This is a genomic window from Paenibacillus sp. JL3B1040 (genome assembly GCF_057063165.1).
In genome coordinates, this window is record NZ_CM169317.1 from 2,677,721 (window position 1) to 2,703,608 (window position 25,888).

Here is a 25,888-nt window from a genome sequence, read left to right on the forward strand (position 1 = left end):
GGGGTAAACCGAAATGAAAAAACCAACTTGGGCAGCTGGGGCGATCCTTTTGCTGGCCGTGGTCTTAACGGCTTGCGGCGGAAACAATCAAGGAGGAGCCGCAAACGGCGGGAGCGGTGCGAATCAAGCGGCGACCGCCGCGGAAGCGAACGCCGCCGGATCGAATGCCGGCTCGCGGACGATTCAATATCTGGACAAGAGCTATGAGGTTCCCGCTAACATAGAGCGGATTGTCATCACCGGCGCGATGGAAGCCATGGAGGACGCATTGGTGCTGGATGTTCATCCGGTTGGCGCCATCACTTTTGGCGGCGCATTCCCGGAGCGGTTTGCGGCGATCACGGACGGCGCCGAGTCCATTGGCGAGAAAACTCAGCCGAATTTTGAAACGATTTTGCAGTTGAAGCCGGACCTTATTCTCGGATCCACCAAATTCCCGGAGGAGGTTTCGGAGCAACTGGTCAAAATCGCACCGACGATCCTGGTCTCCCATCAGGCCGTCCATTGGGAAGATAACTTGCTGCTGCTGGCGGAAGCGACGGGCAAACCGGACGCCGCCAAGCAGGTCATCGCCAGCTATAAAAACGATCTCGAAGCGGCAAAAGCCGAATTGACCGAGAATTTGAAAGATCAGACCGTGATGGCGATCCGTATCCGGACAGGGAAGTTGTTTATTTATCCGGAAAGCGTCTTCTTCAATCCGATCCTGTATGAAGATCTCGGTTTGCAAGCGCCGGCCGAAGTTAGCGCGGCGAAAGCCCAGGAGGAAATCACGATCGAACAGCTGGCGACGATCAATCCCGACCGATTGTTCATTCAATTTGCCGCCGATGAAAATAAGGAAACGGAAACCGCGTTGGACGAGTTTCTGAACAACCCGATCGTCAAAAACGTTGCCGCGGTGAAAAACGAGAAGGTGTACGTTAACGTCATCGACCCGCTGTCGGAAGGCGGGCCGGCGTGGAGCCGAATCGAGTTTTTGAAAGCGGCGCGGGAACGGCTCGCCGAATAAGCCGTGCGCAGTTTTAAATGGAAAGCGGCGACGATTTGCGGATTGGGCCTGGTGCTGATGGCGGTGACGGTCGTCATCTCCGTGTTGCACGGTACGAAGCCGATCGGCTATGAAACAGCTTGGGATGCTCTCGTCCGGTTCGATGAAGGAAACGTTGACCATCAGATCATCCGCACCTCGCGAATTCCGAGGGCGATCGGTGCGCTGCTGATCGGCGGCCTGCTTGCCGCATCCGGGGCGCTGATGCAGGGAATGACCCGCAACCCGTTGGCTTCCCCCTCGATCATGGGGATTTCCGACGGTTCGGTGTTTGCGATTACGTTATGTATGGCGTTTTTGCCAGGCACCGGCCATTTGACGATGGTGGGCTATTCGCTGGCGGGTTCCGCCCTGGGCGGGATTCTGGTCTTCGGAATGTCCCGGCTGCTGCCGGGCGGCTCCTCCCCCGTGATGATGGCGGTGCTTGGAACGATTATGGGGACGTTTCTGGGCGGAGTATCCCAGGCATTGGCCAGCTATTATCAGGTATCGCAAAATATCAGCTTCTGGTACAACGCCCGGCTGCACGGCATCTCTCCGGATATGATCCGGCTCGCTCTCCCGTTTGCCGCCGCCGGGCTGATTCTGGCGTTGTTCATGGCCCGCCCGATCACGGCGTTGTCGCTCGGGGAGGAGATGGCGGCCGAGCTCGGGATGAACGTGAAGCGGATCAAGTTGCTGACGATGCTCAGCGTCGTGATCATGACGGGCATTTCCGTGGCGATCGCCGGAAAAATCGCGTTCGTCGGGTTAATTCTGCCGCATGTCACGCGTTTTCTCGTCGGTCCGGATTACCGGCGGATCGTTCCGTTTTCGGCGCTGCTCGGCGCGTTGTTTTTGGGCTGGTGTGACCTAATCAGCCGATTCTTGAACCCGCCGTTCGAGGTGCCGATCGGTGTTGTCACCGCGTTGTTTGGCGTGCCCTACTTCCTGTACTTGATCAAGACGAGAGGAGGGGGCAGAAGTGAATAAATATCGCGAGGCTTCCCGTTTTTGGCTGGTGCTCTTCGGCTGCCTGATCCTGGCGTTGGCTTGCTTCTACATCAGCCTCACCAACGGAACCTTCGACTTGTCCGTCCGCGATATCGTCAAGACGCTGCTGCGCATCGATCCGCAGCGGGAGCATGACCTGGTCGTCTTCGACTTCCGACTGCCGCGCATCGTGATCGCGGCTTTGGTCGGCTGCGGGCTTGGCGTTGCCGGAGCGGTTCTGCAAGGGATTACGCGCAATGGACTGGCTGACCCCGGCATTTTAGGCATTCATGCCGCCGCCGGTTCGGCGGTGGTCGTATTCATGTTTCTGACGCAAGGGACAGTGAAGGGGGCGGGGATATGGTCCTTCCTGACGATGCCGATGTTCGGCTGGCTGGGCGGATTCGCCGCGGTCTGGCTGTTGTATCTGTTTGCCCGCCACAACGGATCGATCGATCCCCAGCGTTTGATTCTGGTCGGCATTGCGCTGGGTTCGGGTTTTGGCGCGTTAACGATGTATGTCTCGCTGAAAATGAATCCGCAGGACTTCGAGATGGCCACCGTTTGGCTGTCGGGAAGCATTTACGGGGCCAACTGGGAACAGGTGTGGGGGATCCTGCCGTGGCTGCTGGTGTTGATCCCGGTCATCTGGCGGAAGGCGGCCGTGCTGGACATCATGCAGCTGCATGAAACGAGCGTTGTCGGACTTGGCGTCCGCGTCAATATGCAAAGGCAATGGCTGCTGATCTGCTGCGTCGGGATCATTAGCGCCTGCGTATCCGTGTCCGGGAGCATCGGCTTTGTTGGTTTGATCGCTCCGCATATCGCCCGGCGCCTTGTCGGCCTTCATTACCGTTATCTCGTACCGGTTTGCGGAGGCATCGGCATGGTGATGGTGCTGCTGGGCGATTTTCTGGGCCGGACCGTGTTCTCGCCGGTTGAATTGCCCGTAGGCATCGTGATTTCCGTTATCGGTGTCCCTTATTTTGTCGTATTGTTGTATCGGGCAAAAAAGGCTAAGGCCTAGTCGAAGGAGGGCGTGGTTAGATGAATCAGGTTGGCGAACGGCAAACGTTTCGGATTCCCGGTGCCGAACAATGGACGATGACGAGCCGCTCCGGCCGCAATTATCGCATCATGTTGTGGACGCCGGACACGGAAGCGCCGCAAGGCGGCTTTCCGGTCATTTACATGCTGGATGCCAACGCATGTTTTGGCGCGATGACGGAAGCGGTGCGCATGCATTCGCGCGGGCCGCACCGGCTGGAGACGGCCGTGGTGGTTGGGATCGGCTATGAGACGGATCAACCGTTTGCAACGGAACGCCGTTTTTACGACTATACGATCCAGGCGACGGCGGAGGAGCTGCCGGAGCGGAAGATCGATGTGCCATGGCCGGAGACCGGCGGGGCGGAACCTTTCCTTGCGTTTATCGAAGAGGAGTTGAAACCGAAGATCGAGCGGGAGATTCCGATCGATCGGCAGCGTCAAGCCTTGTTTGGCCATTCGTTGGGAGGGTGGTTTACGTTATACACTCTGTTTAAGCGGTCTCAAGCATTCCAGGTGTATGCGGCGGGTAGCCCGTCGATTTGGTGGAAAAATCACGATTTGCTCGCGGTCGCTAAACGTTGGTTAAGCGATCGCGAGCTCGCAGACACCCAAGCTGAAATACCTTTAAGGGTATTCCTCGGCGTTGGCAGCTTGGAGAAGCCGCATATGGTCCAAGACGCGAAGGTCATGTCGGAACTGCTGGCATCCGGTATCGCAGGTTTGAATACGGAATATTGCCTTTACGAAGATGAAACCCATTTGTCGGTGATCTTTCCCTTTATCGTCCGGGTCGTCCGAAACTTCCTGAAGCCGATGTAAATCGCGGCAAAAAAGCCGGCTTACAGTCTTTCTTTAGACGTTGAGCCGGCTTTTTTAGAGCCGGTGGATAAGTTTAGAGAGGGAAAAGGCCTGGGTGCCCTCCCCGCAGCATTGCACGATTATCCCTTTCGTTAAGGGAATAAGATTCAGTCCCTGGGAATGAGTAAATCTTGTTTTCTGATCCAAAGGGATAATGGTGGAAAAGCGTCCCAGCCATAGGCGCTGACCGGCCTGACACTAGGACTTCAAAAACTCGCGTTTAAGGGGTGGTGCTTTGACGGAAGTTACTATATAATTTTTAGCGGACTCCAAATTGATTTAAAGCGAGGGATTACCCATGGCTGCCATTGAAGTGCGCGATTTGCGCAAGACATTTAAGGTGCAGAAAAACCGCGAAGGCCTCAAAGGGGCCTTTCTTGATTTATTTAAGCGGGAATACAACGAAGTGGCTGCCGTAAAGGATATTTCGTTTCAGATTCCGGAGGGGGAGATCTGCGGATATATCGGGGAGAACGGGGCCGGCAAATCGACGACGATCAAGATGCTCACCGGCATTCTGGTGCCGACGTCGGGCCAGTTGAAGGTCGGCGGCTTCGTGCCGTACGCCGAGCGCGAGAAGTTCGTGCAGCATATCGGCGTCGTGTTCGGCCAGCGTAGCCAGCTCTGGTGGGACATCGGCGTGATCGAGTCGTTCGAGCTGCTGCGCAAGGTCTATCGGGTGCCGCAGGCCGAATACAAGAAACGGCTCGACGAACTGGTGGAACGCCTGCAACTGCAGGACCTGCTGAACCGCCCGGTTCGCAAGCTGAGCCTGGGCCAACGGATGCGCTGCGAACTGGTCGCGGCGCTGCTGCACAATCCGTCGATCGTCTTTCTGGACGAGCCGACGATCGGCCTGGACATCGTCGTTAAATCGGAAATTCGCGATTTTCTCAAGGATATGAACCGCGAGTACGGCACGACGATCCTGCTGACGACGCATGATCTGCAAGATATCGAGGCGCTTTGCTCCAGAGTCATTATGCTCGATGACGGTCGGATCATATATGACGGGGGCCTGGAGGAACTGAAGGACCGCTGGGGCACGGGCAAAGAGGTGCTGTTCCAGTTCGGGACGGCCACCAAGCTCGAGCAGCTGCGGGGATGGACGGGAACGCTGCCCGTCATCTGGACGGCGGAGAACGACCTGAACGCCAAAGTCTGGATCCCGCGGGAGATCGGCGTCTCCGAGGTGCTCTCGCAGGTTGTCGGCCAGGCGGACATCACCGACATCAAAATCATCGAAACCAATACCGACGAAATCGTTCGCAGCATCTACCAATCCGGTTCGGCGGACAAACCGGCGGATACGGAGAGCAAGGAAGGTGCGGTCGTCCATGTCTAACCAGTGGGGGGCGTACCTCGATTTTATCCGCATCCGATTTTTGACGATGCTGGCGTATCGGGTGAACTATTATTCCGGCATTTTGATTTATTCGCTCAATATCGGGGTTTACTATTTTACCTGGAAGGCGATATACGGCGGCGGCGGCGAGCTGGGCGGTTTTACCGCCTCGCAGATGACGACTTACCTGGCCGTTTCCTGGATGGCCCGGGCGTTTTATTTCAATAACCTGGACCGGGAAATTTCCACGGACATCCGCGACGGAAGCATCGCGATTCAATTTATCCGCCCTTATAACTATCTCATTGTAAAAATGATGCAGGGCTTCGGCGAAGGCATGTTCCGCTTCATCATGCTGATGGTTCCCGGCATGGCGATCGCCATGCTGCTGTTCCCGGTCAAGCTGCCGACCGAGGCGAGCGCTTGGGCAGGATTCCTCGTGATGCTGTTCTTCAGCTTTCTGATCAACTCGCAATTGAACGTGATCACGGGACTCATGTCTTTTTTCGTGGAAAATAACGAAGGCTTCATGCGCATGAAACGGGTTGTCGTCGATCTGTTCTCGGGTTTGATCATCCCGATCAGCTTGTTTCCGTCCTGGCTTGGCGGCATCATGTCGTTCCTGCCGTTCCAGGCGATCACGTATTTGCCGGGTTCGGTCTTTACCGGCCGGATTCAAGGCGCTTCGATCTGGAACGTGCTTGGCATTCAAGTCGTCTGGTTTGTCATCCTGCTCATTCCGATGATGGGGTTATACCGCGCTTCGCGGAAACGCCTGTTCGTGCAAGGGGGTTAAGGAAGCATGTACTTCTTGGGCCTCATGGGCGAATATTTGAAAAATTATATGAAAACCCGCATGACCTACCGCGCCGATTTCTGGGTGGAGGTGATCTCCGACCTGTTGTTTCAGGCTACAAACCTGATCTTTATCTTTGTCATCTTTATGCACACCAACAGTCTGGGCGGCTGGAGCGAAAGCGAAGTGGTGTTCGTTTACGGCTTCTTTATGGTGCCGTTCGGCGTGTTCAGCTGCTTCATCAACCTGTGGAACTTCAGCGAACGGTATATCGTCAAAGGCGAGATGGATCGGATCATGACGCGTCCGGCCTATAACCTGTTCCAAATCTTCCTGGAAAATGTCGATCCGCCTGCGCTCGTCGGCTCGATCATCGGATGCATCATCATGGCGATCAGTGGAGGCCAGTTGGGGCTCGGCTTCGAGTGGTGGACGATTCCCGCTTTACTGCTGTTTACGCTGAGCGCTGTAGCCATTTACACGGGGATCTACACGACGTTGACGTCTCTGTCGTTCTACTCGGACGCGCCAACCGGCATCCTGCCGCTCATGTACAATGTTCAGGGGTACGGGCGCTATCCGGTGACGATTTACAACCGGACGATTCAAGTACTGCTAACGTGGATTTTGCCGTTTGCTTTCGTTGGCGTCTATCCGGCTTCGCTCTTCCTGGAGCGCGAGGAGATGCGGCAAATGGCTTGGCTGACCCCGCTGGTCGGCGTCGTATTCCTGGCGATCGGATTAACCGCATGGAACTATGGCGTCAAGCGGTACAGGGGGGCAGGGTCGTAGAAATCAATCAAAGCCGGCGTCCCTGATGGGGCGCCGGCTTTGATTCGTCAGGCGGACTTTGACACAGTTTTTTCCTTTTTATTCATTGACCATTGGTAGATTAAATTCTACTATTAGAAATATATGGTTGTATATTCCATTAATAAGCAAAGGAGGTGTTGACTTGAAACGGACAGACACGATACGCGCCCATATGGAGGATTATATCAATAAGGAGGGGATTTCGCTTAAACATTTTTCCGAACTGACAGGGATTAACTGCGGGACGTTAAGCGGGATTCTCAACGGTCATCGCCACATTGCTATGCAGCAGCTTGACCGGATTACAAAGGGGATGAAGCTCCCCGAGGGTTATTTTTACGAAATGTATATTGACGAGTGCTTCTACCGGGCCGCGCCTGATTGGCGCAGACTGGGGCCTTTCTTGCAACGGTGCGCCGATTTGAATATGTTGGACTGTATCGCACGGTCGGTTCGGTTACTGTTGGACAACCTTTTTTACCTCCCTCTGCTGTTTCACTTGGCCGAACAGTTTTATCGTGAAGGCAAAGGGGAAGCGGCCGTCTTGCTGTACGAAGCGATAGCGGAGGGGGAGCAGAAACAGCATTCCGAAAGGCTGGCGCTGTGCCAATACCGGTTGTTCACGTTGCGGCTGTCCAAAGATCAGACCCGAAATCTCTTGTTGACCGCACAATTTGAACCTTATGTCGACCGGTTGGATGAAGCTTATCAATTGGATGCGCTGAATGATTTAATCAATGTATTTGGTTCATTGCGTCGGTGGAACAAAGTTAAGGAACTAGCCGAAAAACTGAAAGTAAAAGCGACCATTCTCTATGAGTTGGGCGGGAGCAATAAATCAACCGAAACGAACAAGCAGATTATATTCTACATATTGTATTCCTATTTAGCATTGGGTGCTGCTCATATCAACTTGAATGATTATGAGAATGCACTATACTACGTCTCTATGTATACGGATTGCAGTTGGGTACAGAACCCTACAGAAGACGAGATGGCAGTGATCGAGCAGTTTCAGGAGTGGGCCGAAGGCAATCGCTGCATGTATCAACTGGTATCGGGCAAGGTCGAGGTTCTTCCGGAATATTTGGAGTATATTTCCACGAGGGAGGATGAAGTATTCCCGGCCTTATGCGAGATCGTAACGGCGGCCAACAAATTTGGTTTAAATATCGACGATGTGCTGGAAAAGTACGCTTCTTATCTAACTTACCAAGAGCGACACTACCGGATTAAGAAAATCGGCGAGCAATTTACCGGAGATCGATACGCCAATTTGTTGGTTGGTTTAGGGGAGTATTATTTAAATAAACAGGAGTTTGCCCGAGGGCTGGAGTATGTGCTGGACAGTATGCAATTTGCTATTGAAATTTACAACAGTTACGGTATTCTAAAATGTATAGGGCTATTTGAACAACACCGGAATTTTGCAACTGAAGCGGCGAACGGGCGGTACAAAAAATTAATCAGCGAGGTGCAAAAGCGGAATGAAAAGAAAATTGGCTATATGGATAGCGACTTGTAGCTTATTGGCCGCAGTGGCGGCCCCGGTTACGACTCTGTTTCCTGGCGGAAACCAGCCCAACCCAGGCATCATCACCACGAATAGTCACGGATTTGGTTAATGTTTAACTTTATAAGATGCTAAAAAAGACCATTTGGCATTTTGAACTGCGACCCGCAAGAAGAACACTTGAAAAAGTGACCTTCTTGCGGGTCATTTGTGTTTAAACTAAAACCGATTGCGGTTGCGATACAGCATCACCATGAAGAACGGTGCGCCGATCGCCGCTGTCAACACGCCGGCAGGCACGTCCCGCGGCAAAAATGCCGTTCGGGCGACCAGATCCGCGACAAGCAGGATCAACGCGCCCAGCAATGCGCTGACCGGGAGCACGCCGGAAAAGGACGGGCCAATCAGCCGGCGGGCCATATGCGGCGCCATCAGCCCGATAAAGGCGATGGCGCCGCCGATCGCCACCGCGGCGCCGGCGAGCGAAACGCTGAGTACGATCAGCAGCAGACGCTGCAACTGAACGCGGGAACCGACGCTGGTGGCGATATCGTCGCCCAAGGCCTGGATGTTCACCTGGCGGGCTTGCAGCCAGGTCAGGATCAGCAAAGCGGTCGTCCACGGCAGCAGCGTCAGCACGTCGCTCTCCCAAGAGACGCCATAGATACTGCCGGTCATAAACGTGAGTGATTGATTGGCCAATTGCATGGGACCGGAGATGATCAGCATGTACGACAACGATTTAATCGCGGCGGATACGCCGATCCCGATGAGGATGATGCGCAGTGGGGAAGCGCCTTTTTTCCAGGCCAGTACGTACAATAACGCCGTCACGAAGAACGCGCCCAAGATCGACGCGAGCGGCATCCAGTGAATTGAGACGGTCCCTTGGAACAGGTAAATAAACAGAATAGCGCCCAGCGAAGCCCCTTCGGTGATCCCTGCGACATCGGGCGAAGCGAGCGGATTGCGGATGACGCCCTGCAAAATGGCCCCGGCCACCGCCAAGGAGGCTCCGACCAGTACGGCCACCAGAATTCGCGGCAGGCGGAGGTTGACGACGATGACCTGATCGCCCGGCTCGGCCATGCCGAACAAGGATTTCAAGACGGTCAGGGGAGGAAGGTAGTGGCTGCTGACTCCCACGCTGATGACCATCAATCCCAGACAGAAGACGGATAAGAGCAGGCAAATCCAAAGGATTCTTTTCTTCTTCGCCTCCAGGGATGAATGGACGGTGAGCAGAGATGATTTTCCGGATTTGACCATCAGTTCTTCACCCCTTTCCTGGCGATGTAAACGAAAAACGGGACGCCCAAGATCGCGGTCATGACGCCGACCGGGATTTCCTTCGGCATGGCGATGTATCTTGAGCCGATGTCGGCCGATACGAGCAGCAAGGCCCCGGACAAAGCGCAATAAGGCAAAATCCAGCGGTGATCCGTTCCGACGAAATGGCGGACGATATGCGGAATAATGATGCCGACAAACGCGATCGGTCCGGCCACGGCCACGGAGCTCCCGGCTAACAGAATGACGGCGGCTGCAGAGAGCGTCTTGATCAGGCCCGTACGTTGGCCGAGACCTTGCGCCACGGTATCCCCCATCGCCAGTACGTTGAGCTGGCCAGCCAACAGGAGGGCGGTAACCATCCCGATCCCCATATAGGGCAGCACATTAAGAAGTTGGTCCGTTTCTCGTCCCGCTACGGAACCAACCAGCCAGACGAGCACCTGGTCGAACATTTTGCCGTCGGAGAGCATCAGGCCCTGAGTCAACGAATAGAAGAAAGCGGCCATCGACGCGCCGGCCAGCGTAATCTTCAGCGGTGTCATGCCGTCCCGTCCGAGGCTCCCGAGCAGGAAAACCACCGCTCCGCTTACGGCGGCCCCGATCAAAGCAACCCAGGTCAATGCCTGCATGCCCGACAGACCCAGCCATCCGGACGCCAGGATGATGAAGAAAGCAGCTCCGGAATTGACGCCCAGCGTGCTGGGCGAAGCGATCGGGTTCCGGGTGATCACCTGCATCAGCGCGCCCGCAACCGCGAGGCTGGCCCCGACGGCGGCAGCGATGAAGGCACGCGGCACGCGGGCGGTTTGAATGAGCAGGTGCTCGTTGCTGCCGTTCGGATGAACAAAGGATTCCCAGACGGCGGGGAACGGGATGTCCGTCACGCCAAAGCTGATGCTGCATACGAGCGCTGCGGCCAAGGCCAAAGCGCAAATCAACAAGCCGAAACCTTTCATGAGGATTTTCCCACTTTCAGATCGAATAGATCATGTCCATTAAATCTTAGAAGATGGGGAAACGGCTGTCAATGAGTATGAGAATCATTCTTAGTGTATTGACAAGCGGATAGCTCATGCCCTATATTCGTGAAGATGATAATCATTATCACTTTGCGTACGCAGACTCATTTTAAGGGGGAAAATAAATCATGAATCCAATGCGTAACCGCTCCATATGGTGGGCCTTCGCGGTGCTGGCGCTTGCGCTTGTTGTCGCGGGATGCGGGAAGAACGGGAATCAAGGGGCGTCCGGCAATACCGGAACTAAGGACAGCGCGGCTGCCGAGAGCCAAGCGGGAAGCTCTAACGCGGCTAGCGATGGGGCACGTACCGTAACACATGCGATGGGGGAGACCGAAATCGTCGGGATGCCGCAAAAAGTCGTGATCTTGACCAACGAGGGAACGGAAGCGCTGCTGGCGTTGGGCGTCAAACCGGTAGGCGCGGTTCGCTCCTGGACGGGGGACCCTTGGTATGCGCACATCAAGGACGAGATGGAGGGAGTGACAGTCGTAGGCGAAGAAAGCCAGCCGAACCTGGAGTTGATCGCCGGGCTGCAGCCCGATCTCATTATCGGAAACAAGATGCGTCAGGAGAAAGTATACGAGCAGTTAACGGCGATCGCTCCCACCGTGATGTCCGAGGATTTGCGCGGGAACTGGATGAATAATTTCAAATTGTACGCGGAAGCGTTGGGAATGAGCGACAAAGGCAACGAGCTGTTGGACGCATTCGAAGCGCGGATTGCGGACTTTAAGGATAAAGCCGGCGATCAGTTGAAAGAAACCGTATCGGTCGTCCGGTTCATGGACGGGAAAACGCGCGTCTACCATACGAACACGTTCTCCGGCATTATTTTTGAACAGCTGGGTCTTGCCAGAAATCCGATGACGCTTAACGCCAAGGATACGTTCGTCGATGAGATTACCAAGGAACGGCTGCCTGAGGTGGATGCCGACCGTTTATTCTATTTTACGTATGAAACGGGCGACGGCAAGGCGAATCAGACCGAACTGGACTGGACAAACGACCCGTTGTGGAACAATTTGAACGCCGTCAAGAACGGGCAGACCTACAAGGTCGACGATGCGGTCTGGAATACGGCCGGCGGCATCCAAGCGGCCAATCTGCTGCTTGATGAACTTTACAAAATCTACGAGTTAGAGTAAAAGATCATTTGACCGGTCTGGCGAACCGTCCAAGAATTTCCGTGGACTGGACCACATTCATGAAAGCATGGGGATCGGTTTCGGCCACGGCTTTTCGGACGGCCGCCAGCTCGTACCGGGTCGTAACGGTCATCAGTGTGTAGTTCTGCTCTTCGCGGTACCCGCCTTCGGAATGAAGACAGGTGATGCCGTGATGCAGCTTGCGCAATCGGCAGAGCATCTCTTCTTTGCGCTTCGTAATGATGAAGCAGGTTACCTTGATATGCCTGACGTGGATCATATCGACGACTTTGCCTTTGACGAAGGTGGACAACATGGAATACAGGGCCAAGTCCCAGCTTTGAAAAAAGCCGAGGGCCAGAATGACGAGCCCGTTGAGCAGAAAGAGGATGTTCCCCATGGGAACGTCCCTTTTTCGCGTGACGATGGACCCGAGAATGTCAAACCCGCCGGTCGAGCCGCCGACGCGCAGCGAAAATCCGATGCCCGCCGCCGAAATGATCCCGCCGAAAACCGCCGCAAGTATCGGATCTTTGGTCACTTGCACCTCGGGGATGATCGAGATAAACCAGGTGGTGCTGACGACGGAAATGCAACTGAGCACGATATAACGGCGGCCCACCGCTTTCCATCCCCATAAAATCAGGGGGACGTTAAGCATAAAGTAAACGAGCGAGATGTTCCAGCCGGTTAAATAACCGATGATCGAGGCGACGCCCGTGACACCCCCGGACAGCAGTTTGTGCGGGATCAGAAATAAGTCGAGCCCTGCGGCCACAAGCAAGGCTGACAACAAGATGATGCCGACCTCCTGCGCAGGTTTCAGCGAGGCTCGAATCGGTTTTTCGATCATCGGGCGATACTGGTCCAAATTCATGTCTGCCCTTCCTTACTTCTCATTGTTATAAAATATAATTATCGGCTTAAATTATCTTTTTTATCACAACATCGGACTATGATTTATCTCACGACTGAAGGGGTATCTTATTGGGTAAATCTCACTTGAAAGCGAGGGACATCCATGGTACAACCAAAAGGGAACGGCGGGAATGGCCGTCAGGAGACGGATTCAGCGGTCCGACTTAGCCGGTTCAAGGCAGAAGTAATGAAGCGTGAGGGATATAACGTCAATCCGGAGCGGCCGGATGACGTGAAGTTTGAAGTAGCCCAATCGTTGGGCGTGACGATGCGAGAAGGCGATAACGGCGATTTGACAACCGCGAAAGCAGGCAAGGTCGGCGGCGCGATCGGCGGTTCGATGGTCAAGGAAATGATCCGCTTGGCCAAACAACGCTTGAACGATCAGCCGTAAACTAACCATATGGGGGTTCGCCATGGTCTTGAATGAATGGGATCAATTGAAGCTCCACCTTCAAGAGTGGGTGGAAGAATGCCGGGGAACAAGCGCTGCAGGTAAAGTTGCGGAGTACATTCCGGAACTGTCGAAGGCGAAGCGGGATTGGCTAGGGATTTATCTCCTGGATGCCAAGGGAAACTCGATTTCCGCAGGCGAAGCCCGTGCAGAGTTTACGATGCAGAGCATTTCGAAGGTGTTTACGTTGATTCTTGCGCTCATGGACCATGGGGAAGCCGCCGTATTTTCCAAAGTGGGCATGGAGCCGACCGGCGATAACTTCAATTCGATCATGAAGTTGGAGCTGGTGCAGCCGGCGATTCCGTTCAACCCGATGATCAACGCCGGAGCGATCGTGGTCTCCTCCATGATCAAGGGGGAGAATGCGGAGGCGAAAGCGGCGCGCATTTTGGCTTTTTTTCGCGAGTTGGCCGGAAACCCCGGTTTGGATTATGATTTGCAGGTCTACCGCTCGGAGTCGGAGACGGGACATTTGAACCGGTCGATGGCTTATTTTTTGCTGGATAAAGGCATCTTGGGCTGCGGTGTGGAAGAGGTGCTGGACGTCTATTTCCGCCACTGTTCGATCAAAGTTTGCTGCGAAGATCTGGCAAGAATGGCGCTGGTGCTGGCTTTTGAAGGAACGGATCCTCTGACGGGCAAGACGCTGATTCCGCGGCGATATGTGCAAATCGCCAAAACATTCATGGTCACCTGCGGAATGTACAACGGCTCCGGCGAATTTGCGATCGGCGCGGGGCTGCCGGCCAAGAGCGGCGTGTCCGGAGGGATCTTGACGCTCGTGCCCGGACGATACGGCATTGGCGTCGTGGGGCCGGCATTAAACCGCAAAGGCAACAGCATCGCGGGGGTCGAACTCATCGAGCGTCTGTCGCGGACATTTGATTGGAGCCTATTTTAAATAAGGAAAGGGCATGTCTGGGTGAATCCATATAATCGGGCAATTTTAAAACAAATCGTGCATTGCTCTCCTACCCACTTCCAATTGGAGTCGTTACTATAGAGGTGTAAACCAGATACTCACGATTCAAATGGGAGGGTTATCAATGTTTAAATGGAAGCGTTTACTAACGGCGCTGGTTGCGGTTACCCTGGTCGGGTCACTGGCCGCCTGCGGTGGCGGAAAGAACGGAAATTCGGCTAAGCCGGCAGGAACAGATGCCGAAGGCAATACCGTAAACAGCTCGGGCAGTGAGCCGGTGAAGCTGCGGATCATGTGGTGGGGATCTCAGGAACGGCATGAAGCGACCTTGGCTGCCCTTGATTTGTATTCGAAAAACAATCCAAACATCACTTTCGAACCGGAATACTCCGGCATGGACGGTTACCTGGACAAGCTGTCTACGCAGGCGGCGGCGAAAAATGCCCCTGACATCGTCCAACTCGATCCGGGCTGGGCGCCGGATTGGGCAAACCGCAAGCAACTCGCAGCGCTGGATGCCGTCGACGTGTCCAAGATCGATCCGAAACTACTGGCCGGCGGACAGCTGGACGGCACGCAATATGCCGTACCTCTGGGCTCCGTCGCCTTCGGGATGATTTACGACAAGGCCGCGCTGGATAAGTTGGGTGTCCAAAATCCGGAAAACGGCTGGACCTGGGACGATTTCTTCGCGCTGGCGAAAGAGCTGAAAGGCAAGCTGCCGAGCGGCCAATATTTTACGAAGGATTATGCGGCGAACTACTTCATGTATTCGGCTTACCAGTACAGCAAGGGCAAAGGCATGGTCATCACGGAGGACGGGAAATTCAACATCGACGAAACGTCGTTTCTGGAATGGACCAAGCACTTCGAGGAGCTCCGCAAGGAAGGCCTGGTGCCGCCGGCGGACGTGAACTCCTCCGATAAAGAATTCGACCCGCAAATGGATCTGATGGTTGCCGGAAAGATTTTGTTCCGTTACAGCTTCTCCAATAATTACAGCGCTTGGGACAGCATCAAGAAAGGCGCTTACGCCCTGGTGACGATGCCGCGGGCCGAGGAAGCCGGCGGTTGGCTAAAACCGTCGATGTATCTGTCCGTCTCCGATAACTCCAAGCATAAGGCTGAGGCCGAGGCATTCATCAACTGGTTCGTTAATGATCCGGAAGCCGCGCAAATCCTGAAGACGTCACGGGGCTTGCCGGTGAACAAGGATAACGCGGCGGCGCTGGAATCCAGTATGAGCGACGTGGACAAGGTCGGCATGCAACTGCTCCGCGCCACCGAGAAGGACGGTCAAACCTGGACCGCCGGTGCGGGCGGCTGGACGAACTACATCGATAAAGATTTCCCGCTGGTGCACGACCAACTGAGCTTCAACAAGATCACGCCGGAAGAAGCTTACAAGCAGCTGAAAGAAGCGGCTGCGGCTTACGAATAAGACGTTCGATCCCAGCCCGGAACAGGATTCCCGTTCCGGGCTGATTATTGATATTTTCGTGATATTTTAAAAGATTTCGAGGATTCCTCTTCTACAACCGGCCGCAGGTACGCCCTATACTTGAGTTATAAGCACTCAGAAACTGCAGAGGTGAAGCAAGTATGAAAAGTTCCGCGGCCTTGTCTGTCAAAGACGCACCGGAAATCAACAAGCGCCGGCATTTCCTGAAAAGATGGAATGCGCCGGTGGCCGGCTATTTATTTATTTCGCCATGGCTGCTCGGTTTTCTCGGGCTGACCGCGTATCCGCTGTTTTTATCGCTTTACTATTCGTTTACGGACTACACGCTGTTGGAACCGATCAACTGGGTCGGCACCAAAAACTACGAACAGATCTTTACGGCGGATTCCAAGTTCGTCACTTCGGTCAAGGTCACGTTCCTGTACGTTCTGGCTTCGGTCCCCTTAAAGCTCATCGCGGCGCTGCTCGTCGCCATCGTGCTGAACCGGGCGGTGCGGGGGATCGGACTGTATCGCACAGCGATTTATTTTCCGTCGCTGATCGGAGGCAGTATCGCTGTATCCCTGTTGTGGCGTAACATTTTTGGGGTGGACGGGATCTTCAACAAAATCATCGGGGTGTTTGGCCTCGAGGGGAAAGGCTGGATCACCAGTCCCGATACGGCATTAAGCACACTGATTCTCCTCACGGTATGGCAGTTCGGCTCGTCGATGGTTATTTTTCTGGCGGGGCTCAAGCAAATTCCGGGCGATCTGTACGAGGCCTCCGCCGTGGACGGCGCCGGCAAGTTGCACCAATTCTTCAACATCACGCTGCCGATGTTGTCGCCGGTCCTGTACTTTAATTTGGTCATGGGCGTCATCAACGCGTTCCAGATGTTCACCTCGGCATTTGTCATCACGAACGGCGGCCCGATGAACTCGACGTACGTTTATGCGCTGTATTTGTACGAGCGGGCGTTTAGCCGGTACCAGCTCGGTTATTCGTCGGCGCTGGCCTGGATCATGCTGGTCATGATCGTCATTGCCACGCTGATCATCGCGGGGACTTCGAAATATTGGGTGTTCTACGAATCGGAACCGGAAGGGAGAAAAGGCAAATGACCTTCAAATGGAAGCCGTTGATCCGGCACTTCTTCATGATTGCGTTCAGTCTGATTATGGTTTATCCAGTGCTTTGGTGGATCGGAGCGTCGCTCAAAACGAATGCCGAGCTGGCATCGCCGAACATTTTCCCTGCGGTCCCGCAATGGAGCAATTTCGTCAAGGGCTGGAATTCGGTGCCGGGGCATTCATTCACCGACTTTTATCTCAACACCTTCGCCCTGGAAGCGGCCGTTATCGCGGCGACGCTGGTCTCCAGCACGCTCGTCGCGTTTGGGTTCGGAAGACTGAATTTCCCCTTGAAGAATCTCTGGTTCTCCCTGTTCATGCTCACGTTGATGATGCCGGGGCAGGTGCTGATCATTCCGCAGTACGCCTTGTTCCATCAACTCGGATGGGTGAACACGTATTGGCCGTTTATCGTGCCGCATCTGCTGGCCGGCGGCGCGGGCGGAACGTTTTTCGTCTTCCTGCTGATCCAGTTCGTGCGCGGCATTCCCAAGGAATTGGACGAATCGGCGAAAATCGACGGCTGCTCCTGGTTCGGCATCTACTTCCGGATCGTCATGCCGCTGATGGTTCCGGCGATCGTGACGGTGACGATCTTCTGCTTCCTGTGGAATTGGGACGATTTCCTCGGCCACCTGTTGTATTTGAATTCGGTGGACAAATATACGGTCAGTCTGGCGCTGCGGATGATCAACGATTCCCAATCCGCCCAGGAGTGGGGACAACTGCTGGCGATGTCGCTCGTGTCCATCGTTCCGGCCACCCTGATCTTTATGTTCTTGCAGAAATACTTCGTCGAGGGGATTGCCACGACCGGAATAAAGGGATGAAGGGAGGAGCTCAGCTCTAAGATGAAGAATCCATTCAAAAAATTCCGCATCGACAGCTTGTTTTTTCGCAGCTTCTCCATCTTTATCGTAGCCGTGCTGGCCTGCATTGCCTGGGCCAGCTATCGCATCTCATCCAACGAGCTGGCGAAGACCAGCTCCCATTACCAGCAGTTGCTGCTGGATGAATTAAACAACGAAATCACCACCCGGCTGGTGACCATCGAACAAATCTCGTTATCGACGTCCCGCGATAGCGAGCTGATTACGTTTCTGCGCGACCGGCAGGACGAATACGACCGGCACCGCCGCTCGGTCAGCGTAGAGCGGGCACTGGCCAATCTGACCTATTCGATCCCGATTATTCAGGGGATTGACTTATATATGGAACGCCCCTTAAGAGGGGACGCCAATAGCTATATCCAATTCCGCGGGTTGGGCGATCTGGCCAAACAGGAATGGGCGGAAGCGCTCGATAAGAACGATTTCGCCTGGTTTCGCGAGCATGAAATTCCAAGCTTTCAGGGGAACGTGCCGGTGCTCAGCTTCGCGCGAAAAATCGTCGAGGAGGACAAATACCTCGGCGTTCTTGTCGTTCACGTCAAAGCGAAGGAAATTCAGAAGTTGTTGGCGGGGCATTCCGCGCCAGTCAACCGGATGATGATCGATACGCTGGGTCAGCAAACGGTAAAAACCGGCCAGGTGCCGGAGCATACGGAGCTGTCCCAGTGGATTAACGTGAAAACCGACCAGTCCGGGTATATGCATATTCGGGGCGATCGGGAGCTGGGAAATTCGCTTCTGGTGTATTCCAAGCTGCGTGAATCCCATTGGATGCTCGTAGAAATTACGCCTTGGAGCGAAATCACCGACGGCAGCTTCCGTCTGGCGCTGGTTATCGGGGTCATCGGGGTTATCGCCGTTCTGTTGGTGCTGCTGCTGACCCTCTACTTGAGCCGCCAGTTCACGAAGCCGATCAAGCAGCTCGTCACGGCGATGCGGCAGTATTTCGTGGGCGGCGGGGGCCCTGCCGGCAGCGGCGGGCATCCCGTCGATCTGCCGGTCGACTACGAGAACGAGTTCGGTTATTTATTCGCCGGGTACCGCAAGCAGATGGAGCAGATCGAAGAGCTGTACCGCTCGTTGCAGCGGCGGTACGATCAGCAGCGTAAAGCGGAAATCGAAGCGCTGCAGGCCAACATTAACCCGCATTTTCTGTACAATATGCTGGATCAGCTGAACTGGATGGCGATCGAAGCGGGACAAGACGAGCTGAGCCGGATTCTTGAGCTGATGGGACGGATGTTCCGGATCGGCTTATCCAACGGCAACAGCTTTATTACGATCGGCGAGGAGCTGGAACATATCCATTGTTATTTGGAAATTCAACAACTGCGTTGGCGAACCGGAGGCGGGGACAAGTTGGATTACACGATCGATGCGCCGTTCTCCGTCCAGGAGTTGTTTATTCCGAAGCTGACGCTGCAGCCGTTCGTGGAAAATGCTATCGTCCACGGGTTTAACGGGCGTTCCCGCGGCAAGGTATGGATCCAACTGGAGGAGCAGCCCCACCTGCTCGTCATCACCATCGAAGATGACGGCGCCGGGCTGCAGCAAGCCGTTCACCGCGAGCAAAAGCGGCGGACCGGGGGGTATGGCATCCGCAATGTGAAGGAACGGATCGCCGGGTATTTTGAAGGCGCTTACGGCGTGGAATTGTCCGAACGGGAGGAAGGCGGAACCCGCGTCGTCATTACGCTGCCGAAACTGCTGGAGCCGCCGGTGCCCCCGCTCGGCGAACCGATAGAGCCGGGACCTGCCGCGTGAGGCGTCATGTCCGAGGCAAAAGATTCATCTGGGAGAACTACCAAGGGGGTAGATGAGGGTGTGGAAAATCGCCATCATTGATGATGAACGCCAAGTGCTGCAAGGGATGAAGCGGGCCATTCCCTGGGAGCAATTGGGGGCGAAATGGGTTGGAGAAGCGCAAAATGGCGCGGACGGGTTGGATGTGGTTCGCCGAACCGAACCGGATATCGTGATTACGGACATTTACATGCCGGCGATGAACGGCATTGACATGATCGAGCAATTGCGTAAGGAAGGGTATGACGGCAAAGTGATCATTTTCAGCGGCTATTCGGACTTCGAGCATGCCCGGCAAGCGCTGCGCTTTCATGTCAGCGACTACGTCTCCAAGCCGATCAGCGTACCGACGCTGAAGTCGATCTTGGCCAAGGTGATCGGCGAGCTGGCCAAGGAGGAAGAGAGCCGGCAGAAGCAAGGCGAGATGGAGTGGAAGCTTAGCTTGTATGAACCTTTCATCGAAAAAGAATGGGTCCGATCAGCCGTCGTCGGTACGCTGGACAGCTCCTACCGCGAGGCAGGTGGGCTTCCGGAGCCCTACCGGTATTGGACGGAATTCAGCCATGTCACCGTCGGCATCGACCTGGTCCGAGATGCTCGCGTCGGCGAATTTTCCTTGTCGGACTGGAACCTGTTCCGGTTTGCGATCCGCAATATCGCTTGCGAAGTGGGCCGCAAAATGTTCGGATCCGTGGAATATACCGAGCTGCACGGCACAAGGGCGGTGCTGATCGTCCACCCCCGGCCAGAAGAGCCGGCAGAGCTGCTGGACCGGAAGCTGCATGAGCTGGGCGCGAAGCTGATCGATGCGATCAAAAGCTACCTCAAGCTGGTCGTGCGGATTGGGATCGGAGGCGTCAAGCGGCAGTGGCAGCACATCCCGGATTCGACCGAGGAAGCGTTCCGTGCCATCGATTTGAGGTCGGGGCGGCGGGATCCGGCATACGTGCTGTATGCATATCAAGAGCAAGAAGGCGCTGACGCATCCGCAGACAATTTGTTTTCGGTCAAGTTCTACGTGGAATTGGCCGCTGCGATGAAAGCGTCCCAGGAAGCCGAAGCGAAGAAGCTGGTCGCCGATTATATGAGCCGGCTGGAGCTGCAGAGAACGATGACGCCCGAATCCGTGCAGATCCTCGCCTGCGAGCTGTGGGGGGTATTTACGTATTGTCTCTATGAAGCCGGCGTGCTGCTCAATGATCTCGTGCCCGGCGAGCAGATCACGAAGGAGCTGGTTGGCTTGGCCAGCCCGGAGCAACTCGCCGAATGGTTGACGGACAAAATCACGCTCATTTGCAGCAGCCGCCAATGGCGAGGGAACAGCAAGCACCGGCAGGTAGTGGATTACATGACCGGTTATATCCATGAGCATTATGCCGAGGACCTTACTTTGGCTGAGTTATCGGAGAAGCTGTACATTTCCCGAAACCACTTGTCGATCATTTTCAAAAACATGACCGGCGAAACGTTCAACAACTATCTGACCCGGGTACGGATCGAAAAAGCGCGCGAACTGCTGCTGCAGCGCACGATGCTCGTCTATGAGGTGGCCGAACGGGTCGGCTACAAAAACGTGCCCTACTTCAGCACCTTGTTCAAAAAAATTACCGGCATGAACCCAACCGATTTGATCAAATAAGATACCGGAGGAATGACGGTTGCTGCACATCCGGTTTGGGCTTAAAATTATTTTAAAAAAAGATTTGACCTTCACGTTACGTCAACGTTTATCATGAGTTTTGTCAGGAGGTGAGCATATGGAATACACCGTTCAGAAGCTGGGCCGCCTAGCCGGGATCAGCACCCGGACGCTGCGGTATTACGACGAGATCGGGATTCTGAAGCCGGCAAGAACGAACTCGTCGGGGTACCGTATCTACGGTCAGCGGGAAGTCGATCTGCTGCAGCAGATCTTGTTCTATCGGGAGCTTGGCTTGAGCCTTGAGGATATCCGTGCCATCGTTACCGATCCCGGCTTCGACCGTGCTCGCGCGCTGAGAGAACACCGGAATCAGCTCCTTGACAAACGCAAACAATTGGACGCTTTAATCGCCAATGTGGAGAAAACGATGGCGTCACAGGAAGGGAGAATCACGATGAGCGATCAAGAAAAATTCGAAGGCTTCAAAAAACGGATGATCGAGGAAAACGAGCAAAAATACGGCCGCGAAATCCGCGAAAAATACGGGGAAGACACGGTTGATCAATCCAACCGGAAGCTGATGAACATGACCGAAGAGGAATACAAGAAGGTGACGGAGCTGGCGGACGAGGTGAACGCCACGTTGGCCGAGGCTTATCTGACGGGCGATCCGGCAGGGGAGTTGGCGCAAAAAGCCGCCGATTTGCATCGGCAGTGGTTGACCTTCTACTGGACCGAATACAGCAAAGAAGCCCATGCGGGCGTCGCTCAAATGTATGTGGACGACGAGCGCTTCACGGCGTATTATGACAAGGAACAGCCGGGAACCGCGAAGTTCCTGCGCGATGCGATCCGCATCTATACCGGGATGGATAAGTAAAAATACCGACAGGCCCCGCGGCACGCGCTGCGGGGCCTGTCGGCATGAGCCGTTTACGCCCAATTCCCTTTGCGGAACACCGGCTCGATCGTACCGTCGGCCAGTTCGCCGTCGATGTCGAGCTCGGCGGAGCCGATCATGAAATCGACATGGGTCAGGCTGACGTTGGCGCCTTTGGCCAGCAGTTGTTCTTTGCTTAGCCGGGCGCCGCCTTCGAGATTAACCGGATATGCGCTGCCCAAGGCGAAATGGCAGGAGGCGTTCTCGTCGATCCCGGTGTTGTAGAAAATCCGGTTCATCCGGGAAATCGGCGAGTCGTGCGGCACGAGGGCGATTTCGCCGAGATGCCTCGCTCCTTCGTCCGTGCCAAGCAGATTCTCAATATGCTCTAGGCCGGATGTTGCCTCATAACGGACCACTTTACCGTCCCTGAACGTCAGCGTCAGGCCTTCCACAAGCTGGCCGTTCAAATTCAGCGGCATCGTGCTGGCTACGGTGCCGTTCACGCCGGTACGGTGCGGCATCGAATAAATTTCCTCGGTCGGCATATTGGCGACAAAATAAGCGCCCGCCGCGTTGGAATCCCCGCCGCCGAGCCAAAGGTGGCCTGTGGGCAGTTCCACTTGAAGGTCGGTGCCCGGAGCGCGGTAATGCAGCTTTTTGTACCGTTTGGCATTCATCTGTTCTTGTTTTTCTTTCAACTGATCGATATGTTCGCGCCAGACGGCAATCGGATCCGCGCGGTCGACGCGGTTCATTTGGAACACGGCTTCCCACATCGCCGGGATGCGCCGTTCTTCGGGCAAATCGGCAAATACTTTGTTTGCCCAGGCCTTGGTCGGCGCTTTGATCAGCGACCAGGTGATCCGGTTGTTGCGCGTTTGGGCGGAATGTTTCTCGCGCGCTTGGGCCGCCGCTTTGACCGCGGTGGACACCTTGGACGAAGGAATGCCCTGCAGCAGTTCCGGATCCGGCACTTTGATCCGAAGGATCGCACCGCCTTCCTCCCCGAATTGTTCGGCCATATCGGCGAGCCATTTTGGATAATAAGATAAGGAATCGTCCGCGGCGTGCTCGTAGCGGATGCGGGTCACTTGTTCGTCCTCCCAGTCGACGTGAACGTATTTGGCTCCGGCGTCGTAGGCTTTGGCCACCAGCAGCCGCGCGAAGTCCACGGTTTCCAGCGGCGCCGTCAGCATCAGATTTTGGCCGGGCTGGATGTTGACGCCGACCCGGATGACCAATTCGGCGTATTTTTCAAGAAGAACCTCGAAAGCTTCCATCGTTGCAACTCCTCCCGTATTTCTTCTTCCTATGTACAAACAATCTATATTGTAGCACGAACGGGCGGGGAGTGAAAAAGGATCGGCGAACGCTCCGCGAAAGTCCGCCAGTTTATGTCTCCTTAATATTCCGGTGTTATGGTTAATCTGTATCAATTCATGACGCCATGGAGGAGGTCGATTTCGATGCGCCTGATCGTAGCGGGCGGCGACGGTTTTTGCGGGTGGCCGACGGCGCTGTATTTATCCAGGAAAGGCCATGAGGTAGCCATCATCGATAATTTGGCAAGACGCAAATGGGACGACGAGCTGCGCTCCAATTCCTTGACCCCGATCGCTTCATTGCAGGAGCGGGTGGAACGGTGGGAGGCGCTGACGGGCCATAAGATTCGCGTGTTTCTCGGGGACTTGAACCATTACGATTTTTTGGGCGAGGTGATGCGCCAGGTACGTCCGGACGCCTTCGTGCATTTCGCCGAGCAGCGCTCCGCGCCTTATTCGATGATCGACCGCGAACATGCGGCGTTCACCCAAGCCAACAATGTCATCGGAACGTTAAACGTCGGATACGCGATCCGCGAGTATGCTCCCGATTGCCATTTGATCAAGCTGGGCACAATGGGGGAATACGGAACGCCCAATATCGACATCGAAGAAGGTTATCTCGAAATCGAACATAATGGCCGGAAGGATGTGCTTCCTTATCCGAAACAGCCGGGTTCTTTTTATCATCTGTCGAAGGTGCATGACAGCCATAACCTCATGTTCATGTGCAGGATATGGGGGTTGCGCGTGACGGATTTGAACCAGGGCGTGGTTTACGGCCTCCATACGGAGGAAACGCGGCTGGATCCGGTCTTGGTCAACCGGTTCGATTATGACGGGGTATTCGGGACGGCGCTCAACCGGTTCTTGATCCAGGCCGCGATCGGGCATGATTTGACCGTTTACGGAAGCGGCGGGCAAACCCGCGGGTTCCTGAACCTCACGGATACGGTGCGCTGCATCGAGATCGCGGCGAACCATCCGGCGGATCGCGGGGAATTCCGCGTGTTCAACCAGTTTACGGAGGAATTCTCCGTGCTGGATTTGGCGGAGAAGGTGAAGCGAGTGGCGGAGCGGGAAGGGTTCCCCGTGAGCATCGACCATTTGCCGAATCCGCGGATCGAAAAAGAAACCCACTATTACCGCGCCAAGAACACCAAGCTGCAGGAACTGGGCCTGGTGCCGAATCTGCTGACGGACGAGGTATTGTTGGACATTTTCCGCACGGCCGTCCAATATCAAGACCGCGTCGTTAGGGATAATGTGCTGCCCGGCGTGAAGTGGGGATAACAAGGAGGCGGCTGGCCATGAAAATCGCGATCGTCACGGAGACGTTTTTTCCGTCCACGAACGGGGTCGTCACTCGGCTGACGCACAGCATCCGCTGGCTCACGCGGCAGGGGCATGAGGTGATCGTCATCGCCCCGGATCAGGGCGTCGGGGCTTACGCGGGCGCGCAAATTTACGGCATTCCGTCGTTTCGTTTCTTCCTCTACCCGAATCTGCCGCTTTCGCTGCCCGGCCGGAAGGTGGGCAAGCTGCTGCGCGCATTTTCGCCGGACGTGGTGCATGTGGTCAATCCGGCGATGCTGGGCGCCGCCGGCGTCTGGTTCGGGCGGCGCTACCCGCTTGTCGCTTCCTATCATACCCACGTTCCGCAATACGCCGATTTCTATAAGCTGCCTTGGCTGAAGCCGGCGCTGTGGGGGTATCTGCGGATGCTGCATAACCGCGCGGACCTGAACCTCTGCACGTCGGAGGCCGTGCGGGGCGAGCTTGAGGAGCGGCGGTTCCGGAACGTGCGGCTGTGGAAGCGGGGCGTCGATCCGGAGCTGTTCGGCCCGCATCGCCGCAGCGAAGCCATGCGCCGCCGGCTGTCCGGCGGGGAGCCGGAGAAACGGCTCCTGCTGTACGTCGGCCGGCTGGCGGCGGAGAAGGAGATCGAGCGGCTCCGCGATCTTCTGCTGTCTTCCAGCGGATTCCGGCTGGCCGTCGTCGGAGACGGCCCGCACCGCGCCGCGCTGGAAGCTTATTTCGCCGGTACGGGCACGGTGTTTACCGGCTTCCTGCACGGGGCGGAGCTCGCGGAGGCGTATGCCTCGAGCGATGTGTTTGCGTTTCCGTCGGCCACGGAAACGCTGGGGCTGGTGCTGCTGGAGGCGATGGCCTCGGGCTTGCCCGTGATCGCCGCCGCCAGCGCGCCCACCCGGGAGCAGGTCGCCGAAGGGACGACCGGCTTCCTGTACGAGCCCGGCGCGGCGGACGGGCTCGTGCGGGCGGCGCAGCCGCTCCAGGACGTCGAGCGGCTGCGCCGGATGGGCGCCGCGGCCCGGGCGGAAGCGAGCCGGCTGGGCTGGGACGAACCCAGCCGGCAACTGCTGGAGCTGTACCGCCATGCCATACGGGAACGGCAACTACGCGGTGCGGGAGCGCTTAAGCGGAAACGGGTCAAGGAGGCCGTCAACAAAACCAACAGCCAATAAGCTCTACCGATAGGTGTACTAAACGAAAACCTGCAATTTCGCGGGTTTTTTGTTTTATGCAAACCTGTTGATTGTCGATTTATTGGCACACTTGGATGGGGTTATTTTTTAGAACCTGGTACTATTACGTGGT

General features: G+C 55.6%; 23 protein-coding genes. 19 read left to right on the forward strand and 4 right to left on the reverse strand.

The features are described from left to right. Positions 1–13 precede the first annotated feature (13 nt). The 8 genes from ACZF99_RS11985 (at position 14) to ACZF99_RS12020 (ending at position 8,410) form a co-directional block, all read left to right on the forward strand. Positions 14–1,012, forward strand: a complete 999-nt coding sequence (locus ACZF99_RS11985) for an ABC transporter substrate-binding protein (RefSeq protein ID WP_483612044.1) — start codon at positions 14–16, stop codon at positions 1,010–1,012. Between the two features lie 3 nt (positions 1,013–1,015). Further along, complete coding sequence (locus ACZF99_RS11990) at positions 1,016–2,023, forward strand: FecCD family ABC transporter permease (protein WP_483612046.1); 1,008 nt, start codon at positions 1,016–1,018, stop codon at positions 2,021–2,023. Then, positions 2,016–3,050, forward strand: a complete 1,035-nt coding sequence (locus tag ACZF99_RS11995) for a FecCD family ABC transporter permease (protein ID WP_483612048.1) — start codon at positions 2,016–2,018, stop codon at positions 3,048–3,050. Before ACZF99_RS11990 ends, ACZF99_RS11995 begins: the two co-directional genes overlap by 8 nt. A 20-nt stretch (positions 3,051–3,070) precedes the next feature. Beyond that, entirely contained in the window at positions 3,071–3,892 is an 822-nt protein-coding gene (locus ACZF99_RS12000; RefSeq protein ID WP_483612050.1) for an alpha/beta hydrolase, read from the forward strand. A gap of 337 nt (positions 3,893–4,229) precedes the next feature. After that, positions 4,230–5,276 (forward strand): ABC transporter ATP-binding protein, encoded by a 1,047-nt coding sequence (locus ACZF99_RS12005; RefSeq protein ID WP_483612052.1) that lies wholly within the window; start codon positions 4,230–4,232, stop codon positions 5,274–5,276. Beyond that, positions 5,269–6,072, forward strand: a complete 804-nt coding sequence (locus ACZF99_RS12010) for an ABC transporter permease (RefSeq protein WP_483612054.1) — start codon at positions 5,269–5,271, stop codon at positions 6,070–6,072. Before ACZF99_RS12005 ends, ACZF99_RS12010 begins: the two co-directional genes overlap by 8 nt. Before the next feature lie 6 nt (positions 6,073–6,078). Then, a complete protein-coding gene (locus ACZF99_RS12015; protein ID WP_483612056.1) occupies positions 6,079–6,864 on the forward strand; it encodes an ABC transporter permease in 786 nt (261 codons plus the stop codon). Between the two features lie 193 nt (positions 6,865–7,057). Then, on the forward strand, positions 7,058–8,410 hold the full coding sequence (locus ACZF99_RS12020) for a transcriptional regulator (protein ID WP_483612058.1): 1,353 nt from the start codon (positions 7,058–7,060) through the stop codon (positions 8,408–8,410). A gap of 207 nt (positions 8,411–8,617) precedes the next feature. Here ACZF99_RS12020 and ACZF99_RS12025 read toward each other — a convergent pair whose 3' ends face one another. Beyond that, positions 8,618–9,667, reverse strand: a complete 1,050-nt coding sequence (locus ACZF99_RS12025; RefSeq protein ID WP_483612060.1) for a FecCD family ABC transporter permease — start codon at positions 9,665–9,667, stop codon at positions 8,618–8,620. Next, a complete protein-coding gene (locus ACZF99_RS12030; protein ID WP_483612062.1) occupies positions 9,667–10,647 on the reverse strand; it encodes a FecCD family ABC transporter permease in 981 nt (326 codons plus the stop codon). The genes ACZF99_RS12025 and ACZF99_RS12030 overlap by 1 nt, the downstream gene beginning before the upstream one ends. A 191-nt stretch (positions 10,648–10,838) precedes the next feature. Between ACZF99_RS12030 and ACZF99_RS12035 the strand changes: the two genes are divergently transcribed. Continuing rightward, entirely contained in the window at positions 10,839–11,858 is a 1,020-nt protein-coding gene (locus ACZF99_RS12035; RefSeq protein WP_483612064.1) for an ABC transporter substrate-binding protein, read from the forward strand. Between the two features lie 4 nt (positions 11,859–11,862). On the opposite strand, the gene ACZF99_RS12040 is transcribed toward ACZF99_RS12035, so the two are convergent. Continuing rightward, positions 11,863–12,735, reverse strand: a complete 873-nt coding sequence (locus tag ACZF99_RS12040; protein ID WP_483612066.1) for a YitT family protein — start codon at positions 12,733–12,735, stop codon at positions 11,863–11,865. Between the two features lie 144 nt (positions 12,736–12,879). On the opposite strand from ACZF99_RS12040, the gene ACZF99_RS12045 reads away from it, so the two are divergent. From ACZF99_RS12045 to ACZF99_RS12080, 8 genes are all read left to right on the forward strand, one after another. Beyond that, positions 12,880–13,170 carry an alpha/beta-type small acid-soluble spore protein gene (locus ACZF99_RS12045; RefSeq protein ID WP_483612068.1) on the forward strand — a complete coding sequence of 97 codons (291 nt, stop codon included), beginning with the start codon at positions 12,880–12,882 and terminating at the stop codon, positions 13,168–13,170. 22 nt (positions 13,171–13,192) lie between these two features. Next, positions 13,193–14,134 carry a glutaminase A gene (glsA, locus tag ACZF99_RS12050; protein ID WP_483612070.1) on the forward strand — a complete coding sequence of 314 codons (942 nt, stop codon included), beginning with the start codon at positions 13,193–13,195 and terminating at the stop codon, positions 14,132–14,134. A gap of 145 nt (positions 14,135–14,279) precedes the next feature. Next, on the forward strand, positions 14,280–15,596 hold the full coding sequence (locus ACZF99_RS12055) for an ABC transporter substrate-binding protein (protein WP_483612072.1): 1,317 nt from the start codon (positions 14,280–14,282) through the stop codon (positions 15,594–15,596). A gap of 161 nt (positions 15,597–15,757) precedes the next feature. Then, the gene (locus ACZF99_RS12060; protein WP_483612074.1) at positions 15,758–16,720 is read left to right on the forward strand and encodes a carbohydrate ABC transporter permease; all 963 of its coding nucleotides are present in this window, start codon (positions 15,758–15,760) and stop codon (positions 16,718–16,720) included. Then, positions 16,717–17,559, forward strand: a complete 843-nt coding sequence (locus ACZF99_RS12065; RefSeq protein ID WP_483612076.1) for a carbohydrate ABC transporter permease — start codon at positions 16,717–16,719, stop codon at positions 17,557–17,559. The genes ACZF99_RS12060 and ACZF99_RS12065 overlap by 4 nt, the downstream gene beginning before the upstream one ends. A 21-nt stretch (positions 17,560–17,580) precedes the next feature. Then, positions 17,581–19,383, forward strand: coding sequence for a cache domain-containing sensor histidine kinase (locus tag ACZF99_RS12070; protein WP_483612078.1), 1,803 nt, complete (start codon positions 17,581–17,583; stop codon positions 19,381–19,383). Positions 19,384–19,441: 58 nt separating this feature from the next. Then, positions 19,442–21,061 carry a response regulator gene (locus ACZF99_RS12075; protein ID WP_483612679.1) on the forward strand — a complete coding sequence of 540 codons (1,620 nt, stop codon included), beginning with the start codon at positions 19,442–19,444 and terminating at the stop codon, positions 21,059–21,061. A 118-nt stretch (positions 21,062–21,179) separates the two neighbouring features. Continuing rightward, complete coding sequence (locus ACZF99_RS12080; RefSeq protein WP_483612080.1) at positions 21,180–21,944, forward strand: MerR family transcriptional regulator; 765 nt, start codon at positions 21,180–21,182, stop codon at positions 21,942–21,944. 53 nt (positions 21,945–21,997) lie between these two features. Here ACZF99_RS12080 and ACZF99_RS12085 read toward each other — a convergent pair whose 3' ends face one another. Beyond that, a complete protein-coding gene (locus ACZF99_RS12085; RefSeq protein ID WP_483612082.1) occupies positions 21,998–23,227 on the reverse strand; it encodes an aminopeptidase in 1,230 nt (409 codons plus the stop codon). A gap of 186 nt (positions 23,228–23,413) precedes the next feature. Between ACZF99_RS12085 and ACZF99_RS12090 the strand changes: the two genes are divergently transcribed. Together ACZF99_RS12090 and ACZF99_RS12095 are read left to right on the forward strand one after the other, a co-directional pair. Then, positions 23,414–24,562, forward strand: a complete 1,149-nt coding sequence (locus tag ACZF99_RS12090; protein WP_483612084.1) for an NAD-dependent epimerase/dehydratase family protein — start codon at positions 23,414–23,416, stop codon at positions 24,560–24,562. A 17-nt stretch (positions 24,563–24,579) separates the two neighbouring features. Further along, complete coding sequence (locus ACZF99_RS12095) at positions 24,580–25,755, forward strand: glycosyltransferase family 4 protein (RefSeq protein WP_483612086.1); 1,176 nt, start codon at positions 24,580–24,582, stop codon at positions 25,753–25,755. The last annotated feature ends 133 nt before the right edge of the window (positions 25,756–25,888 follow it).